Annotated in this window: 19 protein-coding genes; 5 read left to right on the forward strand and 14 right to left on the reverse strand. The window is 63.7% G+C overall.

Annotation, left to right across the window (positions count from 1 at the left end; all coding sequences use genetic code 11):
- Window positions 1-7: 7 nt before the first annotated feature.
- A complete protein-coding gene (locus tag BLW25_RS10250; protein WP_092898746.1) occupies window positions 8-1,030 on the forward strand; it encodes an aspartate-semialdehyde dehydrogenase in 1,023 nt (340 codons plus the stop codon).
- A 107-nt stretch (window positions 1,031-1,137) separates the two neighbouring features.
- On the opposite strand, the gene BLW25_RS10255 is transcribed toward BLW25_RS10250, so the two are convergent.
- Together BLW25_RS10255 and BLW25_RS10260 are read right to left on the reverse strand one after the other, a co-directional pair.
- A complete protein-coding gene (locus BLW25_RS10255) occupies window positions 1,138-1,350 on the reverse strand; it encodes a hypothetical protein (protein ID WP_092898748.1) in 213 nt (70 codons plus the stop codon).
- A 37-nt stretch (window positions 1,351-1,387) separates the two neighbouring features.
- On the reverse strand, window positions 1,388-2,062 hold the full coding sequence (locus BLW25_RS10260) for a PspA/IM30 family protein (protein ID WP_171909521.1): 675 nt from the start codon (window positions 2,060-2,062) through the stop codon (window positions 1,388-1,390).
- Between the two features lie 105 nt (window positions 2,063-2,167).
- Between BLW25_RS10260 and BLW25_RS10265 the strand changes: the two genes are divergently transcribed.
- A complete protein-coding gene (locus BLW25_RS10265; protein ID WP_092898752.1) occupies window positions 2,168-2,764 on the forward strand; it encodes a TetR/AcrR family transcriptional regulator in 597 nt (198 codons plus the stop codon).
- A 157-nt stretch (window positions 2,765-2,921) separates the two neighbouring features.
- Entirely contained in the window at window positions 2,922-4,553 is a 1,632-nt protein-coding gene (locus BLW25_RS10270; RefSeq protein ID WP_092898754.1) for a DUF4139 domain-containing protein, read from the forward strand.
- Here the strand turns inward: BLW25_RS10270 and mnmD are convergent, their stop codons facing one another.
- On the reverse strand, window positions 4,554-5,282 hold the full coding sequence (mnmD, locus tag BLW25_RS10275) for a tRNA (5-methylaminomethyl-2-thiouridine)(34)-methyltransferase MnmC2 (RefSeq protein ID WP_092898756.1): 729 nt from the start codon (window positions 5,280-5,282) through the stop codon (window positions 4,554-4,556).
- A gap of 44 nt (window positions 5,283-5,326) precedes the next feature.
- Between mnmD and BLW25_RS10280 the strand changes: the two genes are divergently transcribed.
- On the forward strand, window positions 5,327-6,412 hold the full coding sequence (locus BLW25_RS10280; RefSeq protein ID WP_092898758.1) for an NAD(P)/FAD-dependent oxidoreductase: 1,086 nt from the start codon (window positions 5,327-5,329) through the stop codon (window positions 6,410-6,412).
- 91 nt (window positions 6,413-6,503) lie between these two features.
- On the opposite strand, the gene BLW25_RS10285 is transcribed toward BLW25_RS10280, so the two are convergent.
- Window positions 6,504-7,949: an aldehyde dehydrogenase family protein gene (locus tag BLW25_RS10285; RefSeq protein WP_092898760.1), complete on the reverse strand. Its 1,446-nt coding sequence runs from the start codon at window positions 7,947-7,949 to the stop codon at window positions 6,504-6,506.
- Window positions 7,950-8,244: 295 nt separating this feature from the next.
- Between BLW25_RS10285 and BLW25_RS10290 the strand changes: the two genes are divergently transcribed.
- Window positions 8,245-8,901 (forward strand): peroxiredoxin, encoded by a 657-nt coding sequence (locus tag BLW25_RS10290; protein ID WP_092898762.1) that lies wholly within the window; start codon window positions 8,245-8,247, stop codon window positions 8,899-8,901.
- A gap of 116 nt (window positions 8,902-9,017) precedes the next feature.
- Here BLW25_RS10290 and BLW25_RS10295 read toward each other — a convergent pair whose 3' ends face one another.
- The 10 genes from BLW25_RS10295 to BLW25_RS10340 form a co-directional block, all read right to left on the reverse strand.
- A complete protein-coding gene (locus tag BLW25_RS10295) occupies window positions 9,018-9,572 on the reverse strand; it encodes a CHAP domain-containing protein (protein WP_171909522.1) in 555 nt (184 codons plus the stop codon).
- 379 nt (window positions 9,573-9,951) lie between these two features.
- Entirely contained in the window at window positions 9,952-11,097 is a 1,146-nt protein-coding gene (locus BLW25_RS10300) for an alpha-hydroxy acid oxidase (RefSeq protein WP_092898764.1), read from the reverse strand.
- Window positions 11,098-11,112: 15 nt separating this feature from the next.
- On the reverse strand, window positions 11,113-12,090 hold the full coding sequence (locus BLW25_RS10305) for an ABC transporter permease (RefSeq protein WP_216279348.1): 978 nt from the start codon (window positions 12,088-12,090) through the stop codon (window positions 11,113-11,115).
- Complete coding sequence (locus tag BLW25_RS10310) at window positions 12,087-13,019, reverse strand: ABC transporter permease (RefSeq protein ID WP_092898766.1); 933 nt, start codon at window positions 13,017-13,019, stop codon at window positions 12,087-12,089. The genes BLW25_RS10305 and BLW25_RS10310 overlap by 4 nt, the downstream gene beginning before the upstream one ends.
- Complete coding sequence (locus BLW25_RS10315) at window positions 13,019-13,738, reverse strand: ATP-binding cassette domain-containing protein (RefSeq protein ID WP_092898768.1); 720 nt, start codon at window positions 13,736-13,738, stop codon at window positions 13,019-13,021. Before BLW25_RS10315 ends, BLW25_RS10310 begins: the two co-directional genes overlap by 1 nt.
- The gene (locus BLW25_RS10320; RefSeq protein WP_092898770.1) at window positions 13,731-14,459 is read right to left on the reverse strand and encodes an ATP-binding cassette domain-containing protein; all 729 of its coding nucleotides are present in this window, start codon (window positions 14,457-14,459) and stop codon (window positions 13,731-13,733) included. The genes BLW25_RS10315 and BLW25_RS10320 overlap by 8 nt, the downstream gene beginning before the upstream one ends.
- A gap of 58 nt (window positions 14,460-14,517) precedes the next feature.
- A complete protein-coding gene (locus BLW25_RS10325; RefSeq protein WP_092898772.1) occupies window positions 14,518-15,705 on the reverse strand; it encodes a substrate-binding domain-containing protein in 1,188 nt (395 codons plus the stop codon).
- A 67-nt stretch (window positions 15,706-15,772) separates the two neighbouring features.
- The gene (locus BLW25_RS10330; RefSeq protein ID WP_216279349.1) at window positions 15,773-16,897 is read right to left on the reverse strand and encodes an ABC transporter substrate-binding protein; all 1,125 of its coding nucleotides are present in this window, start codon (window positions 16,895-16,897) and stop codon (window positions 15,773-15,775) included.
- Window positions 16,894-18,057, reverse strand: coding sequence for a CaiB/BaiF CoA transferase family protein (locus tag BLW25_RS10335; protein WP_092898774.1), 1,164 nt, complete (start codon window positions 18,055-18,057; stop codon window positions 16,894-16,896). Before BLW25_RS10335 ends, BLW25_RS10330 begins: the two co-directional genes overlap by 4 nt.
- Window positions 18,058-18,648: 591 nt before the next feature.
- Window positions 18,649-19,419, reverse strand: a complete 771-nt coding sequence (locus BLW25_RS10340) for an IclR family transcriptional regulator (RefSeq protein WP_092898776.1) — start codon at window positions 19,417-19,419, stop codon at window positions 18,649-18,651.

Consider the following 19,419-nt stretch of genomic DNA (forward strand, 5'->3'; position numbering starts at 1 on the left):
AACCCCGATGGGCTATAAGGTCGTCGTCGTGGGAGCCACGGGCAACGTGGGCCGCGAAATGCTGAACATCCTCGCTGAACGCGAGTTCCCGGTGGACGAGATTGCCGTTCTGGCATCGAGAAAGTCGCTGGGCACTGAAGTCAGCTTTGGCGACAAGACCCTGAAGACCAAGGATCTCGACACTTTCGATTTCACCGGCTGGGACATGGCGCTGTTTGCCGTTGGCTCGGATGCGACGAAAATCTACGCGCCGAAAGCGGCTGCCGCCGGCTGCGTGGTGATCGATAACTCATCGCTCTACCGCTATGACCCCGACGTGCCACTGATCGTGCCGGAAGTGAATGCCGATGCGATCATGGGCTATACGAAGAAGAACATCATCGCGAACCCGAACTGCTCGACCGCGCAGATGGTTGTGGCCCTGAAACCGCTGCATGACCGCGCGAAGATCAAACGGGTGATCGTCTCGACCTATCAGTCCGTGTCGGGCGCCGGCAAAGAAGGCATGGACGAGCTCTGGGAGCAGACCAAAGCGGTCTATAACCCGGTCCATGAAGTGCCGCCGAAGAAATTCACCAAGCAGATCGCCTTCAACGTGATCCCGCATATCGACGTCTTCCTCGACGATGGTTCCACCAAAGAAGAGTGGAAGATGGTCGCCGAAACCAAGAAGATCCTCGATCCGAAGATCAAACTCAACGCAACCTGCGTGCGGGTGCCGGTGTTTGTCGGCCATTCGGAAGCGATCAATATCGAGTTTGAAGAGCCGCTCGACTGGCAGGAAGCTCAGGACATCCTGCGCGAGGCGCCGGGCATCATGCTGATCGATAAGCGTGAGCCGGGTGGCTATATCACGCCGATCGAATCGGTGGGCGAATATGCCACCTATATCAGCCGCGTCCGTCAGGACCCGACCGTCGATAACGGCCTTACGCTGTGGTGTGTCTCGGACAACCTGCGCAAAGGTGCGGCACTGAACGCGGTGCAGATCGCAGAGACCCTGGGCAACCGGGTTCTGAAAAAGGGCTGATCCCTTTTCAGCTAAATGCGTGAAACGGCGCGGCAGAAAACTCTGCCGCGCCGTTTTCATTGTGCCCCAATCCGGATCGCAGACCTGGGGGCCATGTCATGCGCCTCTCACATGCGGATACCGCGCGAAACTTCCGCGAGCGGCTGCCCCGCCGGGGCTGCCTCCGGCATGTCGCAGACCCGCTCGGCGTCTCCCCTTTCGCGCAGGGATCTGGTCAGCCCGAGGGTGGAGCCGAGCAGCGTCGTCGTGGCGGCCACCATAAAGCTGGCCTGGCCGAACATGGTGAGGGACTGCGAACGGCGGATCGGCTGTTCCGTCATCGGGAGTGCTCACTGTTGGATCTCCCGGGAAATGCGATCAGTTCTGGCGGGATCTGAGACGGGCGAGCACGGCCGCCGCATCGGTTTCCAGCGCCGGGCCGCAGCCGGCGGCGGCCATGCGGGCACATATGGCCTCGGCGCTCTGGCAGCTGGTCAGCGCGGCAAGAGAGGTCTCGCTGACCTCGATGATCTGCTGGCGCTCCTGCAGCCGGGCCAGCCTCGCCTCGGCCTCGGTGATGGCTGCGGTCACGTCGGTCGCCATCTCCCCCCGCGGGCCCTGGTCTTCAGCCCCTGTCGCGATTTTCCTGCCGCAGTCCAGCTCACGCAGCCGCTGTTCGACCTCGGCGAGGTGGCGACGCAGGCCGGCAATCTCGCTCTGATCTGAGTCTAGCCCCGCCCGTGTCGCCTTGCGGTCACTCTCCAGCCTGGCAATGGCGGCGGCGCCCTCGCCCGCGAGGTCATCGCGGTCGATCGCCAGCGCACCGAGGCAGCGGGTCTCCAGATCGTCGATCCGTGCGTCGATCCGCATCAGCATCTGCTTATCACGAGCCGATCGGGCCGTCACCAGTGCCAGCGCGCGCTGCGCCGATTGCACCGCCACCGCGCAGTCGCTGATTTGCTGGCGCAGGTCCGCAAGCGCCCTCGCATCGCTGATATCCCGGGTCAGATCAAAGCTGCGGCAGCGGCTCAGGCGTCTCAGGGTCTTGAACATCTCCGCCTCCGTGATATGAACATCGTTCACGGCTCGCATGAACCACAAACATGAACGACGTTCAAGAATAAAATGAACGATGTTCACAACAATTCGGAGCGCGACATGGCAAGCAATCGCGAGGCACGCAAAGAAGACCTGCGCGAGCGGCTGATCACAGTGACCTCCGCCCAGATCGCGACGCGCGGCCTTGCACATCTGAAGGCGCGCGAGATCACTGCCGAGGCCGGCTGTGCCCTCGGGGCGCTGTACACGGCCTTTGGCGATCTTGATGAGCTGGTGATGCGGGCCAATACCCGGACGCTGGCGGATTTGCGTGCCGCGCTGGAACCTGTCGGGGCCGATGCGCCACCGGTGGAACGGCTCCAGGCGCAGACGCGGGCCTATATCGCCTTTGCCTCGGACCGGCCGAAAGAATGGGCCGCGCTGTTTGAATTCCAGCTTGCGCCCGAAAAGCCCCTGCCCGACTGGATGCGCACAGAGCAGGAGGCGCTGATGGCACTGATCGCGCTGCCGCTGTCGCAGGTCTTCCCCGCGCTTGGCCAGGAGGCACTGATGATCCGGGTGCGGACCTTTTTCGGTGCGGTCCAGGGGGCGGTGCAACTTGCCTTGCAGGACAGGTTCATCGCCGTGCCGCGCGCACAGCTTGATGCCGAAATGTCGGATCTTGTTCTGGCGCTGTGTCGTGGCTTTCCGGCCTGAGCCCGGTCGGGTCCGGGCGCCCCGGGGATCACGCCCCTGCCCCGGGACATCTTGTAACGCAGCCCGCCCCCCGATCCCTGGGCCGGGTTTTCCATTCTTGCCGATGCCGGCCCGGCAGAGCTAGCCTGGTGCAGTCATCCCTTACCGGAGCCGTTCCATGCGTGCCCTTCTTGCGGCCCTTCTGGCCACCACAGCCTTTCCCGCTTTTGCCGATACGATCACTGCCGGCAGCCAGATCATCTCGGTCACTGTCTATCCCCAGGGCGCGAAAATCACCCGCGAGGTGACCTTCGAGAGCCCCTCTGCCGGGGCGCATGAGCTGCTGATCACCGATCTGCCGGCCGGTACCGAACCGGGTCTGATGCAACTGGCGGCGGCGGAGGGGATCTCGACCGGGGCCTTCTCACTGCGGAGCGACCGGCTTCCGCCCCGGGACGAGGCGCTGACCCCGGATCAGGAGGCTGCGAAAGCCACCGTTGAGGCGGCAGAGGCCGCGCTGCGCGCCGCCACTTCGGTCGTCGATGCCGGCAATGCCCGGATCCAGGCCGCAACTGCGCGTGCGGGCTACCTCGCCTCGATCAGCGGTCAGCCGCCCGAGGGCGCCACCGCCGAAACGCTGCGCGAATTCGCGAAAGTGATCGGCGAGGAAACTCTCGCCGCCGCCGAGGAGGCCAGTGCCGCCCGTGCCGATCTCTGGCCCGCGCAAAAGGCCCTGGAAGAGGCGCAGAAGGCGCTGGCTGACGCCGAGGCCAGCTTTGCCGCCCTGCCATCGCGCGCACAGGATTACACGGTGCTTTCGGTCGGCTTTGAAAGCGCCGGGGCCGGAACCAGAACCATCACCCTCTCGCATTATGTCGACGCGGCCAGCTGGCGGCCTTTCTACGATCTGCGCCTGACGCGCAAGGATGGCGGGGGCCTCACCATCGACCGCTCGGTGCTCGTGAGCCAGGAGACCGGCGAGGACTGGAGCGGGGTCGATCTGACGCTCTCCTCCTCGCGCCCCTCCGAGCAATCTGCCCCCTCGACGCTCTGGCCCTGGCAGCGCTGGATCGAAAAAGAACAGCCCCCCGCCCTCGAGCGCGCGCGCAATATGGGCGCGGCCGAGATGGATATGGTCATAGCCCCCGCGCTCGCCGCCGAGCCGGCGCCGATCAGCGCCAGTGCCGCCATGGAAGGCGATACCGTGGTCTATCATTACCCGCGCAAGGTCGATATCGCCGATGGGGTCGAAGATCTGCGCCTCTCGCTTGATCCGTTGCAGGCCGAACCCGGGATCTTCGCCCTTGCCGTTCCCTCCCGCGACCAAAGCGCCTTTGTCATGGCGAAATTCACCAACAGCTCCGGCGAGCCGCTGCTGCCCGGGGAGGCGCTTCTTTACCGCGAAGGGGTGCTGGTCGGCAGCACCAGCCTTGGCCTGATCCCCGCCGGCAAAGAAACCGAAATTGCTTTCGGCGCGCTCGACAGCATCACGCTGAGCCGCGACATGCCGCAGCGCGACAGCGGCCAGACCGGCGTGTTCTCGACTTCGAACCAGCTGAGCGAGACCGCGATCCTCCGGATCGAAAACCTCGGATCCGAGAGCTGGCCGGTGAAGGTGATCGACCAGGTGCCCTATTCGGAACAGCAGGATCTGAGCGTGAAGACCACGATCTCGCCGCAACCGACGGTAACGGATGTCGAGGGGCAGCGCGGCATCATGGCCTGGGAGTTCGATCTTGAGGCCGGCGCAAAACAAGAGATCTCGCTGGGCTATACGATGAGCTGGCCCGACGGGATGGTTCTGCGCTGATCAGCGCAAAACTCCCGCAGACATATGCCGCTTGCCCGCGAAACCGGGCAGGCGGCTGACCTCGAACCCGGCACCCGCAAGCGCGCGGCGCACATGGCCGGCCGCGGTATAAGTGGCGAAAGTGCCGCCCTTTGACGTGTGATGCGCGACCTCGGCCATCAGCGTCTCGCCCCACATTTCCGGGTTTTTCGCCGGCGAGAACCCATCAAGGAACCAGGCATCGGCCCGCCCGGTCCAGGCCGGCAGCGTATCGCGCACATCGCCATGCACGATCTCGACCGCGATCCCCGGCAGCCGAAAGCGGGTTTCGCCCGCGCTCATCGCGGCAAGGAGCGGCGCTGAAATGGCGGCAGCTTCGGGGAAATGCCGCAGCGCGCGGGCCATATCCCCGACCGCCATCGGGAAGGCCTCGAATGTGGTATAATGCAAAAGGCCCGCGCCCTCGGGATCCTGCTGCCTCCAGGCCAGCGCGAGGGTCAGAAGGTTCAGCCCGGTGCCGAAACCCAGTTCGGCGATGCGGAACCCGTCTTGCAGCCGCGCCGGCAGATCATTGCCGCCAAGAAAGACATGGCGCGTCTCCTCCAGCCCGCCCTTCAGACTGAAATAGGGATCGTCAAATCTGGTGGCGACAGGTATCGCATCCTCGAGCCAGCTGAGGCTGGCGGTCTCGGACCTGACGGCTTTGGGCAGTCCGGCTTCGGAAAATTCGGGTTCGGGAATCTCGGGCATGGCTCACCTGACGGGTTGATGCCCCATGCGACAGCGGAGGCGGGATGGCAAGCGTCGATGTGACGGTCTGCGGCGCAGGGATCTTCGGGCTGAGCACAGCCTGGGCGCTGGCAAAGCGTGGCGCAAGAGTGCGGGTGATCGAGACGCGCGCCATCGGTGCCGGCGCCTCGGGCGGCCTGGTCGGCGCCCTGGCACCACATGCGCCAGAGGCCTGGAATGAGATGAAGGCGTTGCAGTTTCGCAGCCTGACCATGGCTGCGGCCTGGTGGGACGAGGTGCATCACGCTGGCGGGGCCGACCCGCTTTACCTGCGCGCGGGCCGGTTGCAACCCCTGGCCGACAGTGCCGCGCTTGAACTTGCACGGGCGCGGGAGACAGCCGCGCGCGACCTCTGGCAAGGTGCTGCCGAATGGCGGGTGATCCCGGCCACGGGCGCGCCCTGGGAGCCCGCCTCCCCCAGCGGCTGGCTGATCTCGGATACGCTGACAGCCCGGATTTCTCCCCGCCAGGCGCTCGCCTCGCTCGCGCAGGCGCTGCGCGCCAGGGGGGGGACGATCGGGCAGGAAGGGACAGACGGCCCCGGCCTGGTGGTTCACGCGACAGGATATGAGGGGCTCGCAGAGCTTTCTGCCCATTTCGGCCGCAAGCTGGGCGCCGGCGTGAAAGGACAGGCGGTGCTCTTGCGCCATGACGCGCGGGAAGCGCCGCAGATCTATGCGCCCGGGCTCCATATCGTTGCACATGGTGACGGGACAGTGGCCGTCGGATCAACCAGCGAGAGCACCTGGGAGACGCCCGGGCCCGATGCCCAGGCAGAAACACTGATCACGCGCGCGCGCGAAGTGCTGCCGGTGCTGCACGGGGCCGAGGTTCTGGAACGCTGGGCTGGCATCCGCCCGCGCGCGAAAAGCCGTTCGCCTGTGATCGGGGCCTGGCCCGGCCGGCCGGGGCATTTCATCGCGAATGGCGGGTTCAAAACCGGCTTTGGCATGGCGCCGGTCTGTGCAGAGCTGCTCGCGGACCTTATAGTCGAAGGACGCGACATGATTCCGGCGGCATTTCTTCCGGCGACCTTGCTCCAGGGGGCACTGCCCCCTCGCCGCTTTGCGGCTCACCCCCGGGATATTTAAGGACAGATGAAAACCCTTAGCTGACTTCATCTGTCCTTAAATATCCCCGCCGGAGGCAAAGACCGGCCCTGGGGCCGGTCTTCAGTTTCGATCAGCCAGCCGAGAAATCGTAGCCAGAAATCGCCTTCGGCTCGAGGAATTCCTCAAGGCCCCAGATGCCGCCTTCACGGGCCCGGCCCGATTGCTTCACGCCGCCAAAGAAGACGCCCGCGCCGCGTGACTTTCCATTCATCTCGACCATGCCGGAGACCAGCGCGCGGCCAAGCCGGTTCGCGCGGCTCTGATCTTCGGTCTGGACGTAATTGGTCAGCCCGTAAGGCGTGTCATTGGCGATGGCGACTGCCTCTTCCTCGCTGTCAAACGGGATGATCGCCATAACCGGCCCAAAGATCTCTTCGCGCTCGATGGTCATGCCCGGCTTCACATCGGCAAAGACCGTCGGTTTCACATAGAAACCACGGTTGAACCCTTCCGGCAGATCCGGCCCGCCTGCGACGAGCCGGGCGCCCTCTTCGATGCCTTTGCGGATATAGGCCTGGATCTGATCCCATTGCCGTTTGTTCACCACCGGGCCGATATGCGGCCCCGGCTGATCCGCCGGGCCGACCGAAATTGCATTGGCCAGTTCCGCCGCCTCCGCCACAACCCTGTCATAAACCGGGCGCTCGACCAGAAGGCGCGAGGGTGCGTTGCAGCTTTGCCCGGTATTTTCCATCATCCGCGCCACCGACCAGCGCACCGCATCCGGGCGCGCGTCGGCAAACAGCAGATTGGCGCCTTTGCCCCCCAGTTCCAGCGTGACACGTTTCAGCGTCTCGGCCGCCGTTTTCGAGATCGCCCGACCGGCGCGGGTCGAGCCGGTAAACGAGATCATCTCGACATCCGGATGCGAGGAAAGCTGCGATCCGACCCCGGCGCCGTCCCCGTTCACAAGGTTGAACACGCCGGCCGGGATCCCCGCTGCATGGCAGAATTCTGCAAACATCATCGCATCGAGCGGTGCCTCTTCCGAGGGTTTGAGCACACAGGTGCAGCCCGCCAGCATCGCCGGAATGGCCTTCAGTGCGATCTGGTTCACCGGCCAGTTCCAGGGGGTGATCAGCCCCACGACACCGATCGGCTCCAGCGCGATGGCCGCGCCCGGCGCGCGATCGCCCAACGGGCGGATCCATTCGATATGCTCAAAGGCGCGCAGGAAATTCGTGGTATGCCAGGGCAGGCAGGGCGCCTGTTCTTCCAGCGCGAAATCAATCGGCGCCCCCATTTCCATCGCGATCACTTCGGCGAATTCCTGCTTTCTCGCCTCATACTGGTCGAGAATGGCCGCCACCAGCCGCGCCCGTTCTGCCGGGGGCGTTGCGCGCCAGGCCGGCAAGGCCGCCTTGGCCGCGGCAACCGCACGGTCGGTATCGCTCTGATCCCCCAGCGAGATCACCGCGCAGGGCTCTTCATTCGACGGGTTGATGACCTGGTAATCGCGGGGTTTCGCAGGGGCAATCCAGGCGCCATTGATGTAGAAGTCGCGTTTCGTGAGCATATCCGGCCTCGGTTCTGGGTGTGGCAGGTTTCGGGCGCGCCATGATGGCAGGCCCGAAAGCATTTGATCAAAAATAGCGCTTTCCCGGGCCTGGACGCAAGCCTGCTCTCCCCCCTGAACCACCATTCCCGGGGAAGAGTGCCGCTGGTGAAACCGGCGAGACACCAAAATCTTTCCGCATTCTGCGGCCCGGTCAGGAAAGCTGTTCTAATTTACCGCGATCCCCACCTGGGGGGATGAAATATTCTCCCACAAAGCGTAAATCTGGCGCAGGAAATTCCCGAGGAGTGCTTCCATGTCCGTCCGCATCAACGATATCGCCCCAGATTTCACCGCCGACACCACCGCCGGCACCATCAGCTTCCACGACTGGCTCGGGGACAGCTACGGCATCATCTTCAGCCATCCGCGCGATTTCACCCCGGTTTGCACCACCGAATTCGCCGCCGTTGCCCGCCTGATCCCGGAATGGAAAAAACGCGGCATCAAGGTGATCGGCCTTTCGGTCGATGGCAAAGCCGATCATGAGAAATGGAAGCGCGATATCGAGGCATTCGGCGGCGCGCCGGCCGATTTCCCGATCATCGACGATACCAGCCTTGCCGTGTCCAAAGCCTATGACCTGCTGCCGGCCGATTACTACATCCCGACCGACGGCCGCACTCCGGCCCATACCGCAACCGTGCGCGCGGTCTATTTCATCGGGCCGGACAAGAAGGTCCGCTTCACGATCTATTACCCGATGTCGGTCGGCCGCAACTTCGCCGAGATCCTGCGCGCGGTCGACGCGGTTCTGCTCACCGATGGCAAGCCGCTCGCGACCCCGGCCGACTGGGTTCCCGGCCAGGACGTGATCGTAGCCCTCAGCCTGAACAACGACCAGGCTGCCGAGAAATATGGCGAGCTCGATATCAAACTGCCTTATCTGCGTTTCGCGAAACAGCCGGGCTGAGGCGCCCCGGCTGCCAAAAGCGACAGGCATAAACAACAAAGGGGAGGCACGCTGCCTCCCCTTTTCAATTTGATTTACCGGTTGAACGATGCAGGATCGACGATCCCGGAACGGTCTCAGTTCGGATAGATAAAGCCGTTGACCGGATAGGAAGACAATCCCATCTCGCCCGCAACGCGCTCGACCTTGACATCGCTCCAGTCGTTTTTCCGAGAAATATCAACAACTTTCATATCCATCTGGACTTTGTTTTTGACCCAGTTGGCATGATTGATGCGGATCTCGCGTTCGGAAATCACTTCCGAGACCACAGCGATATGGCCGCGCGACATTTTCCGCGTTGCCGAAAAAGCCATCACAGCGCCCGGGCGGGGCTGGTTGCCACGGGCATATTGGCCGGCGGCAGCATTCCACCAGGTTTTCGCATCGCCGCGCAGGTCGACACCGCTCGCGGTGCGGGCAAAGGGCACACACCAGACGCGCTGCCCCTTCGACTGCTTCTGCTTTGCCTCCAGCAGCGCCATCGCCTGACGCCCCGAATCAACGCTGCCAAAAATCGAGCTGTCCGGTCCTTCCGGCGCAATATCGCGGCCCATACAGGCGCTCAGCGTCAGAGCGGCACAAAGCACGGCCATGCTCCGGAGAAGCGGTTTTGCAGCGGTGAAAATCATGTGGTCCCGTTCCGGCGTCGTCTTGTTGATCTGCTCATGGCCCGGTCTGTGCCGGGCTGTTGCAGAACAAAGCCGGGGAACCAGATTTGAATCAAGTTTTTGTTTCGACATATTTCGGCGATTGGCGGATCTTTGCCAGGCGCCGCAATGCGGCAAGCAGAAAGTAGCGCCAATTCAGCCAGTTCCGGCCCGAAAAACCCTAAAATGTGTCCGCAAGCGTCTTTCCGACCATGCATTTCACCGATCAGGCCCCTTTTCTGCCGATCACGAAAAGCCTGCAATGTGCCTGTTTCTGCATTGCAGCATCGCCCATTCTGGCCGTCACATATGAAAAAGGGGGGCATCAGCCCCCCCGATTCCTCCGCCCTGTCAGCCGCTGTCAGCGGAATCGCAGGTTGTCGCGGTTCAGATCAGAGATGGTCTTCGCCCCCATCAGGCGCATATCGCGGGTCAGCTCGGCCTTCATCTGGCCAAGGGCGCGTTCGATCCCCGCCTGCCCCGCCGCCGCCAGCGCGAAGAGGTAGAATCGCCCGAGCCCCACCGCCTTCGCCCCAAGGCTCAGCGCCTTCAGCACATGCGTTCCGCGCTGGATGCCGCCGTCGATCATCACATCGAGCCGGTCGCCCACCGCCTGCACCACCTCATCCAGCTGATCGAAACCGGTGCGCGAGCCGTCAAGCTGCCGCCCGCCATGGTTCGACAAAACGATCCCGGAACAGCCGATATCTGCAGCGCGGCGGGCGTCATCAGAACTCATCACGCCCTTCAGACAGAACTCTCCGCCCCATTCCTCACGCAGCTCTTCGACATCATCCCAGGTCATCGACGGGTCGAGCATCTCGGTGAAATAGCGCCCGATGGTCAGGCTGTCGCCCTTCATATCGATATGGGCATCCAGCTGCGGCAGGCTGAATTTCTCATGGGTGACATAGTTGATCCCCCAGGCCGGTTTGATCGCGAACTGGAACATGCCGCCCAGTGTCAGCCGGAAGGGAATCGAAAATCCGGTGCGCAGATCGCGCTCGCGATTGCCGCCGGTGATGCTGTCCACCGTCAGCATCATGACATTGATGCCGGCCTCTTTCGCCGATTGCATCATGGCGCGGTTCAGGCCCCGGTCTTTGTGGAAATAGAACTGGTAGACCTGCGGGCTTCGATGCTTCTGGCGCAGTTCCTGCAGGGAAACGGTGCCCAGAGACGAGCATCCGAACATGGTGCCATAGGCCTCGGCCGCGGCACCGGTCGCGCGTTCGCCCCTGTGGTGAAACAGCCGCTGCAGTGCGGTCGGCGACAGATAGACCGGCAGGTCCAGCTTTTGCCCCATCACGGTGGTAGAAAGGTCAATCTCCTCGACCCCGCGCAGGACATTCGGCACCAGATCGACGCTTTCAAAGGCTGCCGTATTGCGGCGCAGCGTCACCTCATCATCGGCCGCGCCGTCAATGTAATTGAAGATCGGCCCCGGCAGGCGACGTTTCGCCAGGCGGCGGAAGTCGTGAAAATTGTGGCAATCGCTCAGACGCATAAGACGGGTTCCGGTTCAGACGGTTGTGCGGAAATGGCGCTCTCGCCCGTAAAGCGAGACGAGCAGCAGGATGATCGCGCCGAACGCAGCCTGTACCGAGGCGGGCGAAAAGTTCAAGCCGATCAGCAAGGTGTTGATTTCGGTCAGAACCAGCACGCCGGCCAGGGTGCCGATGTAACTGCCGCGCCCGCCCACCAGGGCCGCACCTCCGACAACGACCGCCGCGATGGTCTGGAACAGATAGGGCTGGCCGACATCACCGTAAGCAGACCCGGTAAAGCCCAGAAGAAGGATCCCCGCCAGCGCCGCGAAAAACGCCGATGCAGCAAAGGTCGAGGTCCAGACCCAGAGCGGGCTGATCAGCGCATAGGGCGCCGCGCCGGGGTTCGAGCCAAGCGCATAGAGGCGACGACCCCAGGGCGTCCGCTCCAGCACCAGCACGATCACGATGGTCATCACCAGCAATGCCGGGATCAGCGCAGGCACCGGCAACGGGCCAAAGGATCCCCCGATCGACACGAAAGACGATACCGCTTTTGGCGCCGATCCCGTCGGGAAGCCTTTCGTCCAGATCAGCACAAGACCCTGGACAATCATGCCGATCCCCATTGTCACGATCAGCGGATGGATATTCAGCCCGCGCGACAAGGCGCCGTTCAGCGCGCCGATCAGGATGGCGAGACCAAAGACCACGATGCAAACCAGCCCGAAATGCCAGCCCTGTCCGTAAAGCTGCGCCGCCGTCACATTGGCAAAGCCGATGATGAAGGGGATCGAGAGGTCGATGCCACCAAGGATCACCACCAGCGTCTGCCCGACCGACGCCACTGCGAGCAGCGCGGCGATGACCAGCAGTGCCCGGATTGCGAAAGGTGCGGAATAGCCCGGGATCAGGATGGTCCCGATCAGATGCAGCAGCGCCGCAACCAGAAAGGCCCCGATGATCCGCGCCTTCATTCCGGTCAGATACTGAGCTGTGAGATACCGGCTCATGCATGGCTCCTTTTCGTGCCGCGATCCTGGAGCGCGATCAGCACGACCGCCGTGACAAGGATCGCGCCATAAGCGACCTGCAACACATAGGTCGAGACGTTGAACGCGGTCAGCAGGCTTTGCAGCAGGAAGATGTCAAAGGCGCCGATGGCCGCCCCCAGCAGACCGCCCTTGCCGCCCGCAAGGCTGACGCCGCCAAGCGCCACAGCGGCAATCGCGATCAGTGTATAATTCGCGCCCACTTTCGGATCGGCCGATCCGATCAGCGCGGTCAGCATCATCCCCGCTGCCGCCGCAAGCATGCCGGTGATCACATAGGCCAGAAAGCGTACCAGCGAGACCGGCACCCCGGCGGTATAGGCCGCGCGGTCATCCGAGCCTACAGCCATCAGCTGGTCATGGAATGGCATACGGCTCAGCCCCCACCACAAAAGCCCGATCACGCCCAGGGGCAGGAAACTCCAGCCCCCTGCCATAGCCTTCAGCCAGTCCGGCGCAGGGCCGACGGGCGCGGGCAGAATGGTCAGCGTCAGCCCGCCAAGGATCAGATAGGTTCCGAGCGTCGCCACAATGGGCTGTACCCGCACGATCACCGCCATGAACCCGTTGAATGCGCCGATCAGTGCCCCGATCAGAAGCGCCGCCGGCCAGAGGATCAGGGGTGAGCTCAGCCCGTGATCAAGATAGAGCACCTTGATCACCACCGCCGAGACCAGCGCCATCACCGGGCCGACAGAGATGTCGATGCCGCCCCGCCCGGCCAGGATCACCGGGGTCGAGGCCAGAGCCGCGCCGATCAGTGGCGCCGCCATCCCCAGAAGCGTGCCCCAGGCCGCCGGATGAAACCGCGCCGGGTTCATCACGAGGTTGGCGACCAGCAGCACCACGAGAATGGCAATGGCGAATGTATAGCGTCCCAGCACCCGCATCAGCCTGCCCTCCCGAACATGGCGGCAATCACCTGATCGGTCTGCATCGCCTCTCCTGACAATTCCGCAGCCAGACTATGGTCGCGAAAGACCAGGACGCGGTGAGACATAGCAAGGATCTCTTCGATCTCGGAGGAGAGGATCACCAGCACCATCCCCTCGCCTGCCAGATCGCGGAACAGATCATACAGCAGGTGCCGCGTCGCCACATCGACACCGCGCGTCGGGTCGTTCAGCAAGAGAACCTCCGGCTCGCGCGCCAGAGCCCGCGCCAGCAGCACCTTTTGCTGATTGCCGCCTGACAGCGCGGTGATCGGCGCTTCGGGCGATGGCGCCCTGATCTGCAACCGTTCGCGCCAGATCTCATACCGGGCGCGGCGCGCTGCGGGTGAGATCAGCGGGCCGCGCCGGTCACGCCCGGCGGTGGCAATCGCGAAATTGTCGAGGATCGAGAGGCCGGGGAAAATCCCCGTCGCGCGGCGGTCACGCGGTACATAGACGATGCGGGCCCGTTCAGCGTCACGGAAGCTGCCGATCCGTGCGCCATTCAGCGCGACTTCGCCGCCGGTCTTCCCCAGCCCCGTCAGGCTGCGCAAAAAGGTGTCCTGACCGTGGCCATCGAGACCCGCGAGGCCAAGGATCTCGCCAGCGCCGATGGTCGCCGAAAAGGCGCGCGCGCCCGGGCGCAGGGTCAGGCCGGTTGCCCTCAGATCAGCCATGACGGCCTCCTTCCGGCGCCATCAGGCTCAAAAGCTCTGAGGGCGTCGCGTCAGCGCGCGGGCCGGAACGCACGACCTGCCCCGAACGCAGCACGGAAATATCATCAGACAGTGCCATGACCTCATCCATCCGATGGGTGATGAACAGAAGCGTCGCGCCCGAAGCCGCGCTGCGCTTCATGAAGGCGAAGACGGAATCGCGGTCGGCAAAATCAAGCGCGGCGGTGATCTCATCAAGGATCAGCACCTTTGGCGCGCGCGCAACGGCACGGGCGAGCACCACCAGCTGCTGCGCCGCCAGTGGCAGCGCGCCCGCCAGCGCCTCGGGGTCGATCTTTGTGCAGGCAAAGCGCGACAACACCTCTGCCGACCGGGCGGCACGGCCCGACCGTGGGATATGGCGACGGAAAAACCCGTCAAGACCCAGCAGGATATTGTCTTTGACCGACCGGTCCGGCGCGATCAGGACCTCCTGGAAAGCGGTGGCAAAACCGGCCTCGCGAAAACCGGCGGGGCTGCGGGCCGTGATCTCGCGCCCCTCCATCCGGATCGTGCCACTGTCGGGGGCCACGATGCCAGAAAGCAGTTTCACAAGCGTCGATTTCCCCGAGCCGTTCTCGCCGAGAATCGTGTGGATGGTGCCGGGGCGGAAGGTGATTGTGGCCCCGCTCAGCGCCAGCGTCTCGCCATAGCGCTTTGTCAGGCCGGAAATCTCCAGCATGGTCCTGTCTTTCTTTTGACCGCGCGCCCGTCATCGGACGCGCGGCTTGATGGCGGGATCAGTTGGCGCAGGCGCCGGGGGTCTTCGCGTAATCCCAGGCCGGGCTCGGGGCGGGATTCGTGAAATAGGCATCAAGCCAGTCTTCCGGCATCGGATCGGTCGGCGGCACCGGGAAAACCGACACCGCGTCGGGCGTCATGCAATCCTGGTACCAGGTCGCCAGATCCGCCTCATGCACCGGCGGCAGCGGGATCATCAGCGTGTTCAGGACCGGCTTTTGCCCATCCATGATCCGCGCGGCGGTGCGGTAAAGCGTCTGCGCCGTCCAGCCCGGCAGAACGGCATGGCCCTCGAAGCGAAAACCCTCGGGGCTGGCCTTCCAGTAGCCAAGCGCATCCCCGGTGATGGATGCCGTGATCACCGGCACCGGGCGACCCGCTTCGGCAAAGGCCTCGGCGATCACGCGGCTTTCAGACCCCGCCGACCAGACGGCGTCAATCGGTGCCGGATTGGTGGCAAGCGTTTGCAGCACAACGGTTTTGGTGACATTCGCCGTCCAGTCGCCATTGACGACGCGGGCGATTTTCAGGTTCGGATGCAATGCCATGGCGGCATCGGCGCCGGCACGTTCCTGCGCCACAATCGGGTGGCCGGCAATGCCTTCAACGATCAGCACATTGCCGCCCTCGGGCAGCGCGCGGCCGATCGCATCCATCATCTCATAGCCCCAGCGGGAATAGTTGCTGTCGACATTCACCGCGGACGGCGCCGTGACCGACCCCGCCGCCGTCACAAAGGGGATGCCCGCCGCTGCTGCCGCCGCAATCGCCTCATCAAGCCCCGTGGCCGAGCCCGGGATCGAGGTGATTACGCCGCAGTCCTTATCAATGAAAGCGCGGATCTGGCTGATCTGCTGGCCGACATCGCCATTGGAATCCGAGATCTCGAAATCCGAGACCACGCCTTCGGCAATCAGCCCGTCCACGAGGCGCTTCAGCTCATTGGTGACCGAAACGCGCCAGGGATTACCCTGGTAGCTTTCGGAATGGCACCATTTGTAAGGCTTTGCTTTCGGTGTGAAATCCGCGAGCGGCGCGGTGGCGATGGCCTGGGGCGCGCCCTCATATTGCGACTTCAGCCCCTCGGGCAAAGCCGCGATTGCCTCTTCCACCGATTGCGCGAATACCGGCATCGCAAATGCCGTCAGTGCTGTCGCAGCGCAGAGCCGCGCCATTCTCTTCGTCATCGGGTTCCTCCTCCCTGAATTACGCCGGCCGGATTGTGTTTTCCGGCGCAGCGGTGATCTCTCCCCGTCAGAAACTCTCCCGGAACAACCGGTTGATATCTGCGATCACCGGGCCGGCGCTCTCTCGTGCGGCCAACCCTTCGGTGATGCGGGTCGATGCGGCGTGCTGGAATGCCATATAGCCGTCATGTCGCGGTCGGACCCAGGCGCCTTCCAGCGTGGCCCGGGTCGCACGGTAGAAATCCGAACTGGCGGCATTGACCGTTTCGTCCTGCCAGGCCCCGGCATGACCGGGCTGGCCGCCAGAGGCCGCGAAAGCCCCCCTTTGAACAGCATCCGAGGCGATCCAGAACGCGAAATCCACTGCCGCATCCCGCGCCCCGGAAAAGGCCGAAACCGCGATCCCGGTGCCGCCAAGCGCAGAGCCGACCGGGCCTTTTGCGCCCGCCACCGGCATATCAGCAAAGCGGATCAGCCTCGGGCGGAAACCGGGAATGGCATAATTGACATAGCCATAGATCAGCGGTGCCACCGCTATCCGGCTTTCAGGCCGCGCCATTTCCTCGAAAACCGCAATCGGGTCCTGGCCCGAACAGGCCGGGTCGACCAGATCTGCGATCTCGCGCAGCATCTCCCAGACCCTGGCGCCGGTTGCGGGGGGGATGATCTCTTCCCCTGTCACCTGGCAGGGCGAGCCGATATTGCCTGCCAGCGTGTAAAGCGACATCAGCGAATGCGGCGGGCGAAGCGGCAATGCCACCCTGCCATCTTTCGCCAGCGCCACCACCTCGGCCCAGCTGGCGGGAGGCGCGTCGATCAGATCCGGGCGCCAGGCCAGCACCTGGGTCGCGGCATCTATCGGAAAGGCCCATTGCCGGCCCTGCCAGGTGTAGCTTGGAAAGCTTGCGCCCACAGAACCGGCCGCCAGCGCGGCAAGATCGGCCTCGCGCCCGGGGATATCCAGGGGCGCGAGACAATTCTCGCGGGTGATCTGGCCGACATGCGGATGGTCAATCACGATCAGATCATAGGCGCGGGCAAGGTCTTCGACAGGATAGCTTTCGAAATCCTGGAGCGAGCGCTTTTCCCAGGTGATTTCGACGCCCCGCTCTGCTGCCCAGATCGCCGAGCAGGCGACCATCGGATCATAGCCGCGCGGATGGCTCCAGGTCATGCCTTTCAGCTTAATCACAGGCCGAACTCCTTACGGATGGCGGCGGAATGGGCGCCGATCAGCGGGGCCGCACCGGGTTTCGCGGGCCGATGCCCGTTCAGCCGCATCGGCAGGCGGGTCGTCTCGATGGACACGCCATCTTCGCGGGTCACGGTGTGCAGCATGTCCAGCACCGCCATCCCCTCGGAGGCCAGCAATTCCGGCCAGTCGAGCACTTTGGCGCACCAGATATCGGCCGGCTCCAGCACCGAAAGCCAGTGATCGACGCTTGCGGTCGCCACCTTGTCGGATATCAGCCGCTTGATCGTATCGCGCTGCGAGAAGGCGAGTTTTGGGTCATCACGGTAAGGCGCGAGGCTGTCGATCCCCATCAGGTCAGCCAGCCGCGCGATGGGCGTCATCGCAATCGCCAGCCAGCCATCTTTTGCCTCATAAACCCCGTAAGGCGCCGAGAGATAAGCATGGGCCGAACGGAATTCTGACCGTTTCGGCACCCGGCGACCATCGTTCAGATGAGTCGTCAGCACCTCGAACTGAAAGTCGATCAGCGCCTCCATCAGCGAGGTCTGGACATGCATTCCCTTGCCGGTGATGCCCTTCCTGACAAGCCCGGCAAGAATGCCCTGGCAGCAGGCCGCGCCCGCCAGCATATCCGCCACCGCAAGGCCAAAGGGCACCGGCCCCTGCCCTTCATCGCCATTGAGCCACATCAGCCCCGACCGCGCCTGCGCCAGCAGGTCCTGGCCCGGACGCATTACCCAGGGGCCCTCATCGCCATAGCCCGAGATCGAAGCATAGACGAGCGCCGGATTGATCGCACGCACCGCGTCATAATCAAGGCCGAGACGCTCGATCACGCCGGGGCGGAAATTCTGGATCAGCACATCGGCCTTGCCGATGAGTTTCCGTAGCGCCTCCAGATCGGCGGGATCTTTCATATTGATCGCAAGGCTTTCCTTGCCGCGATTGATCGCGTGGAAAATCGTCGAATCACCGCCGATCTCGGTATCCGACAGATAGAGCCGGCGCGACAGATCGCCACCATCGGGTCGCTCGATCTTGATCACCCGCGCGCCCAGATCCGCCAGCCTGAGCGAGCAATAGGGGCCAGAGAGGAACTGGCTCATATCCAGCACGACAAGCCCCTCAAGAGGCAGCGTCACGGTTTCGGTCGTCATGGATTCTCCCCCCTGCCGCGCCCCTCCCAAAGGCACTTGGCATTTCGTATGTGAAGGATAATTTCATTTATGGAACATTACTGCAAGCCTGAAAACGCCCCACTCGGCAAACGCACCCCGAAAGACCCTGCAAAAAGCGCCTGGAATGGCTGCGGAAAATGCACGCGAATGCCCTTCCTGACTGTCCCCTGAAGCTGTCTCATCAACAGCGACAGGAGAGCCCGGGGGGCTGGGATTACGGTCGGGATGGTGCCGCGTCTGGCGGTGACCCGCGACGATGCCGGGCCTTATATGCTATTGTGCAATCATGACGCCCGCGACGTGACTGGCACCGCGGGTTCGGGATCTGCTGTAATGAAACAGTCAGCCGCATCCTGACCCGGGCTGCGCTCTGGTGGTGAGGCTGCGGGCTCTGACTGCACCGCTCCGGCATCACTTTGCCGCAGGAGGGCGAGGCGGGGCGTAAGAAATCAACGCCCCCCTTCGCCCCTCCAAAGCGGGCTCCTGCAAAAAAAGCGGCCCCCGGGCCGATGCCGCAGGCCATCAGGGCCTTCCGGCCTTATGCTTTTGGCCGGTATGCTGGGATCAAGGTCAGTCCGCCGCCTCGCCCGGGCTGGAAATCTCGCGACAGGTTTCCACCAGGATCCGCAAAACGCGGTCGCGATCAGGCGCATTCGGGTTTTCCAGCCGCCGCACGAAGGGACAGGTCAGCACCGCCTGCACCGCACCATTAGCGCCGAGGATCGGCACCGAAAGGTTGGCCACGGCCGGGGTCTGCTGGCTTTCCATCGACTCATAGCCCTGACGGCGCACATCTTTGAGCCGCTCTTCCAGCCCGGGCGACGCAACCTCATAGGGCATCGGCTCGTGCTCTTCATACATCAGCGCCTTTTCCTCGGGTGAGGCATAGGCGAGGAACACATGCCCCGATCCGGAATTCACCAGCCCGATCTGCGCACCGACCCGGATGGTGACACCCCAATAGCCCGGCGCCTCGACCTGCGCGATGATCACCAGATCACCCCGGTCATATTTCACCAGATGACAGGCCTGTTCCGCCACATTGGTAAAACGCCGCATCGCCGGCATGGCCTGCGCGATCAGACGGCGGATCTGCGGGCGCTGATGGGCGACAAGGAAAAGCTTCATCGTCAGCTGATAACTGTCGCCATGGCGCGAGACATAGCCCCTGCGCGCCAGCCGGTCGAGCATCCGGTAAAGCTCAGTCGGGGACCGCCCGAGCGCGGTGGCGATGTCTTTCAGCGTCATCCCCTCTTCGCGTGCCGCCAGCAGCTCGATCATGTCGAGCCCCTTGTCCAGCGCCGGCGCCCGGTAACGGCCCTCGTCTTCAATGTCACTCAT

This window comes from Rhodobacter sp. 24-YEA-8 (assembly GCF_900105075.1).
GTDB lineage: Bacteria > Pseudomonadota > Alphaproteobacteria > Rhodobacterales > Rhodobacteraceae > Pseudogemmobacter.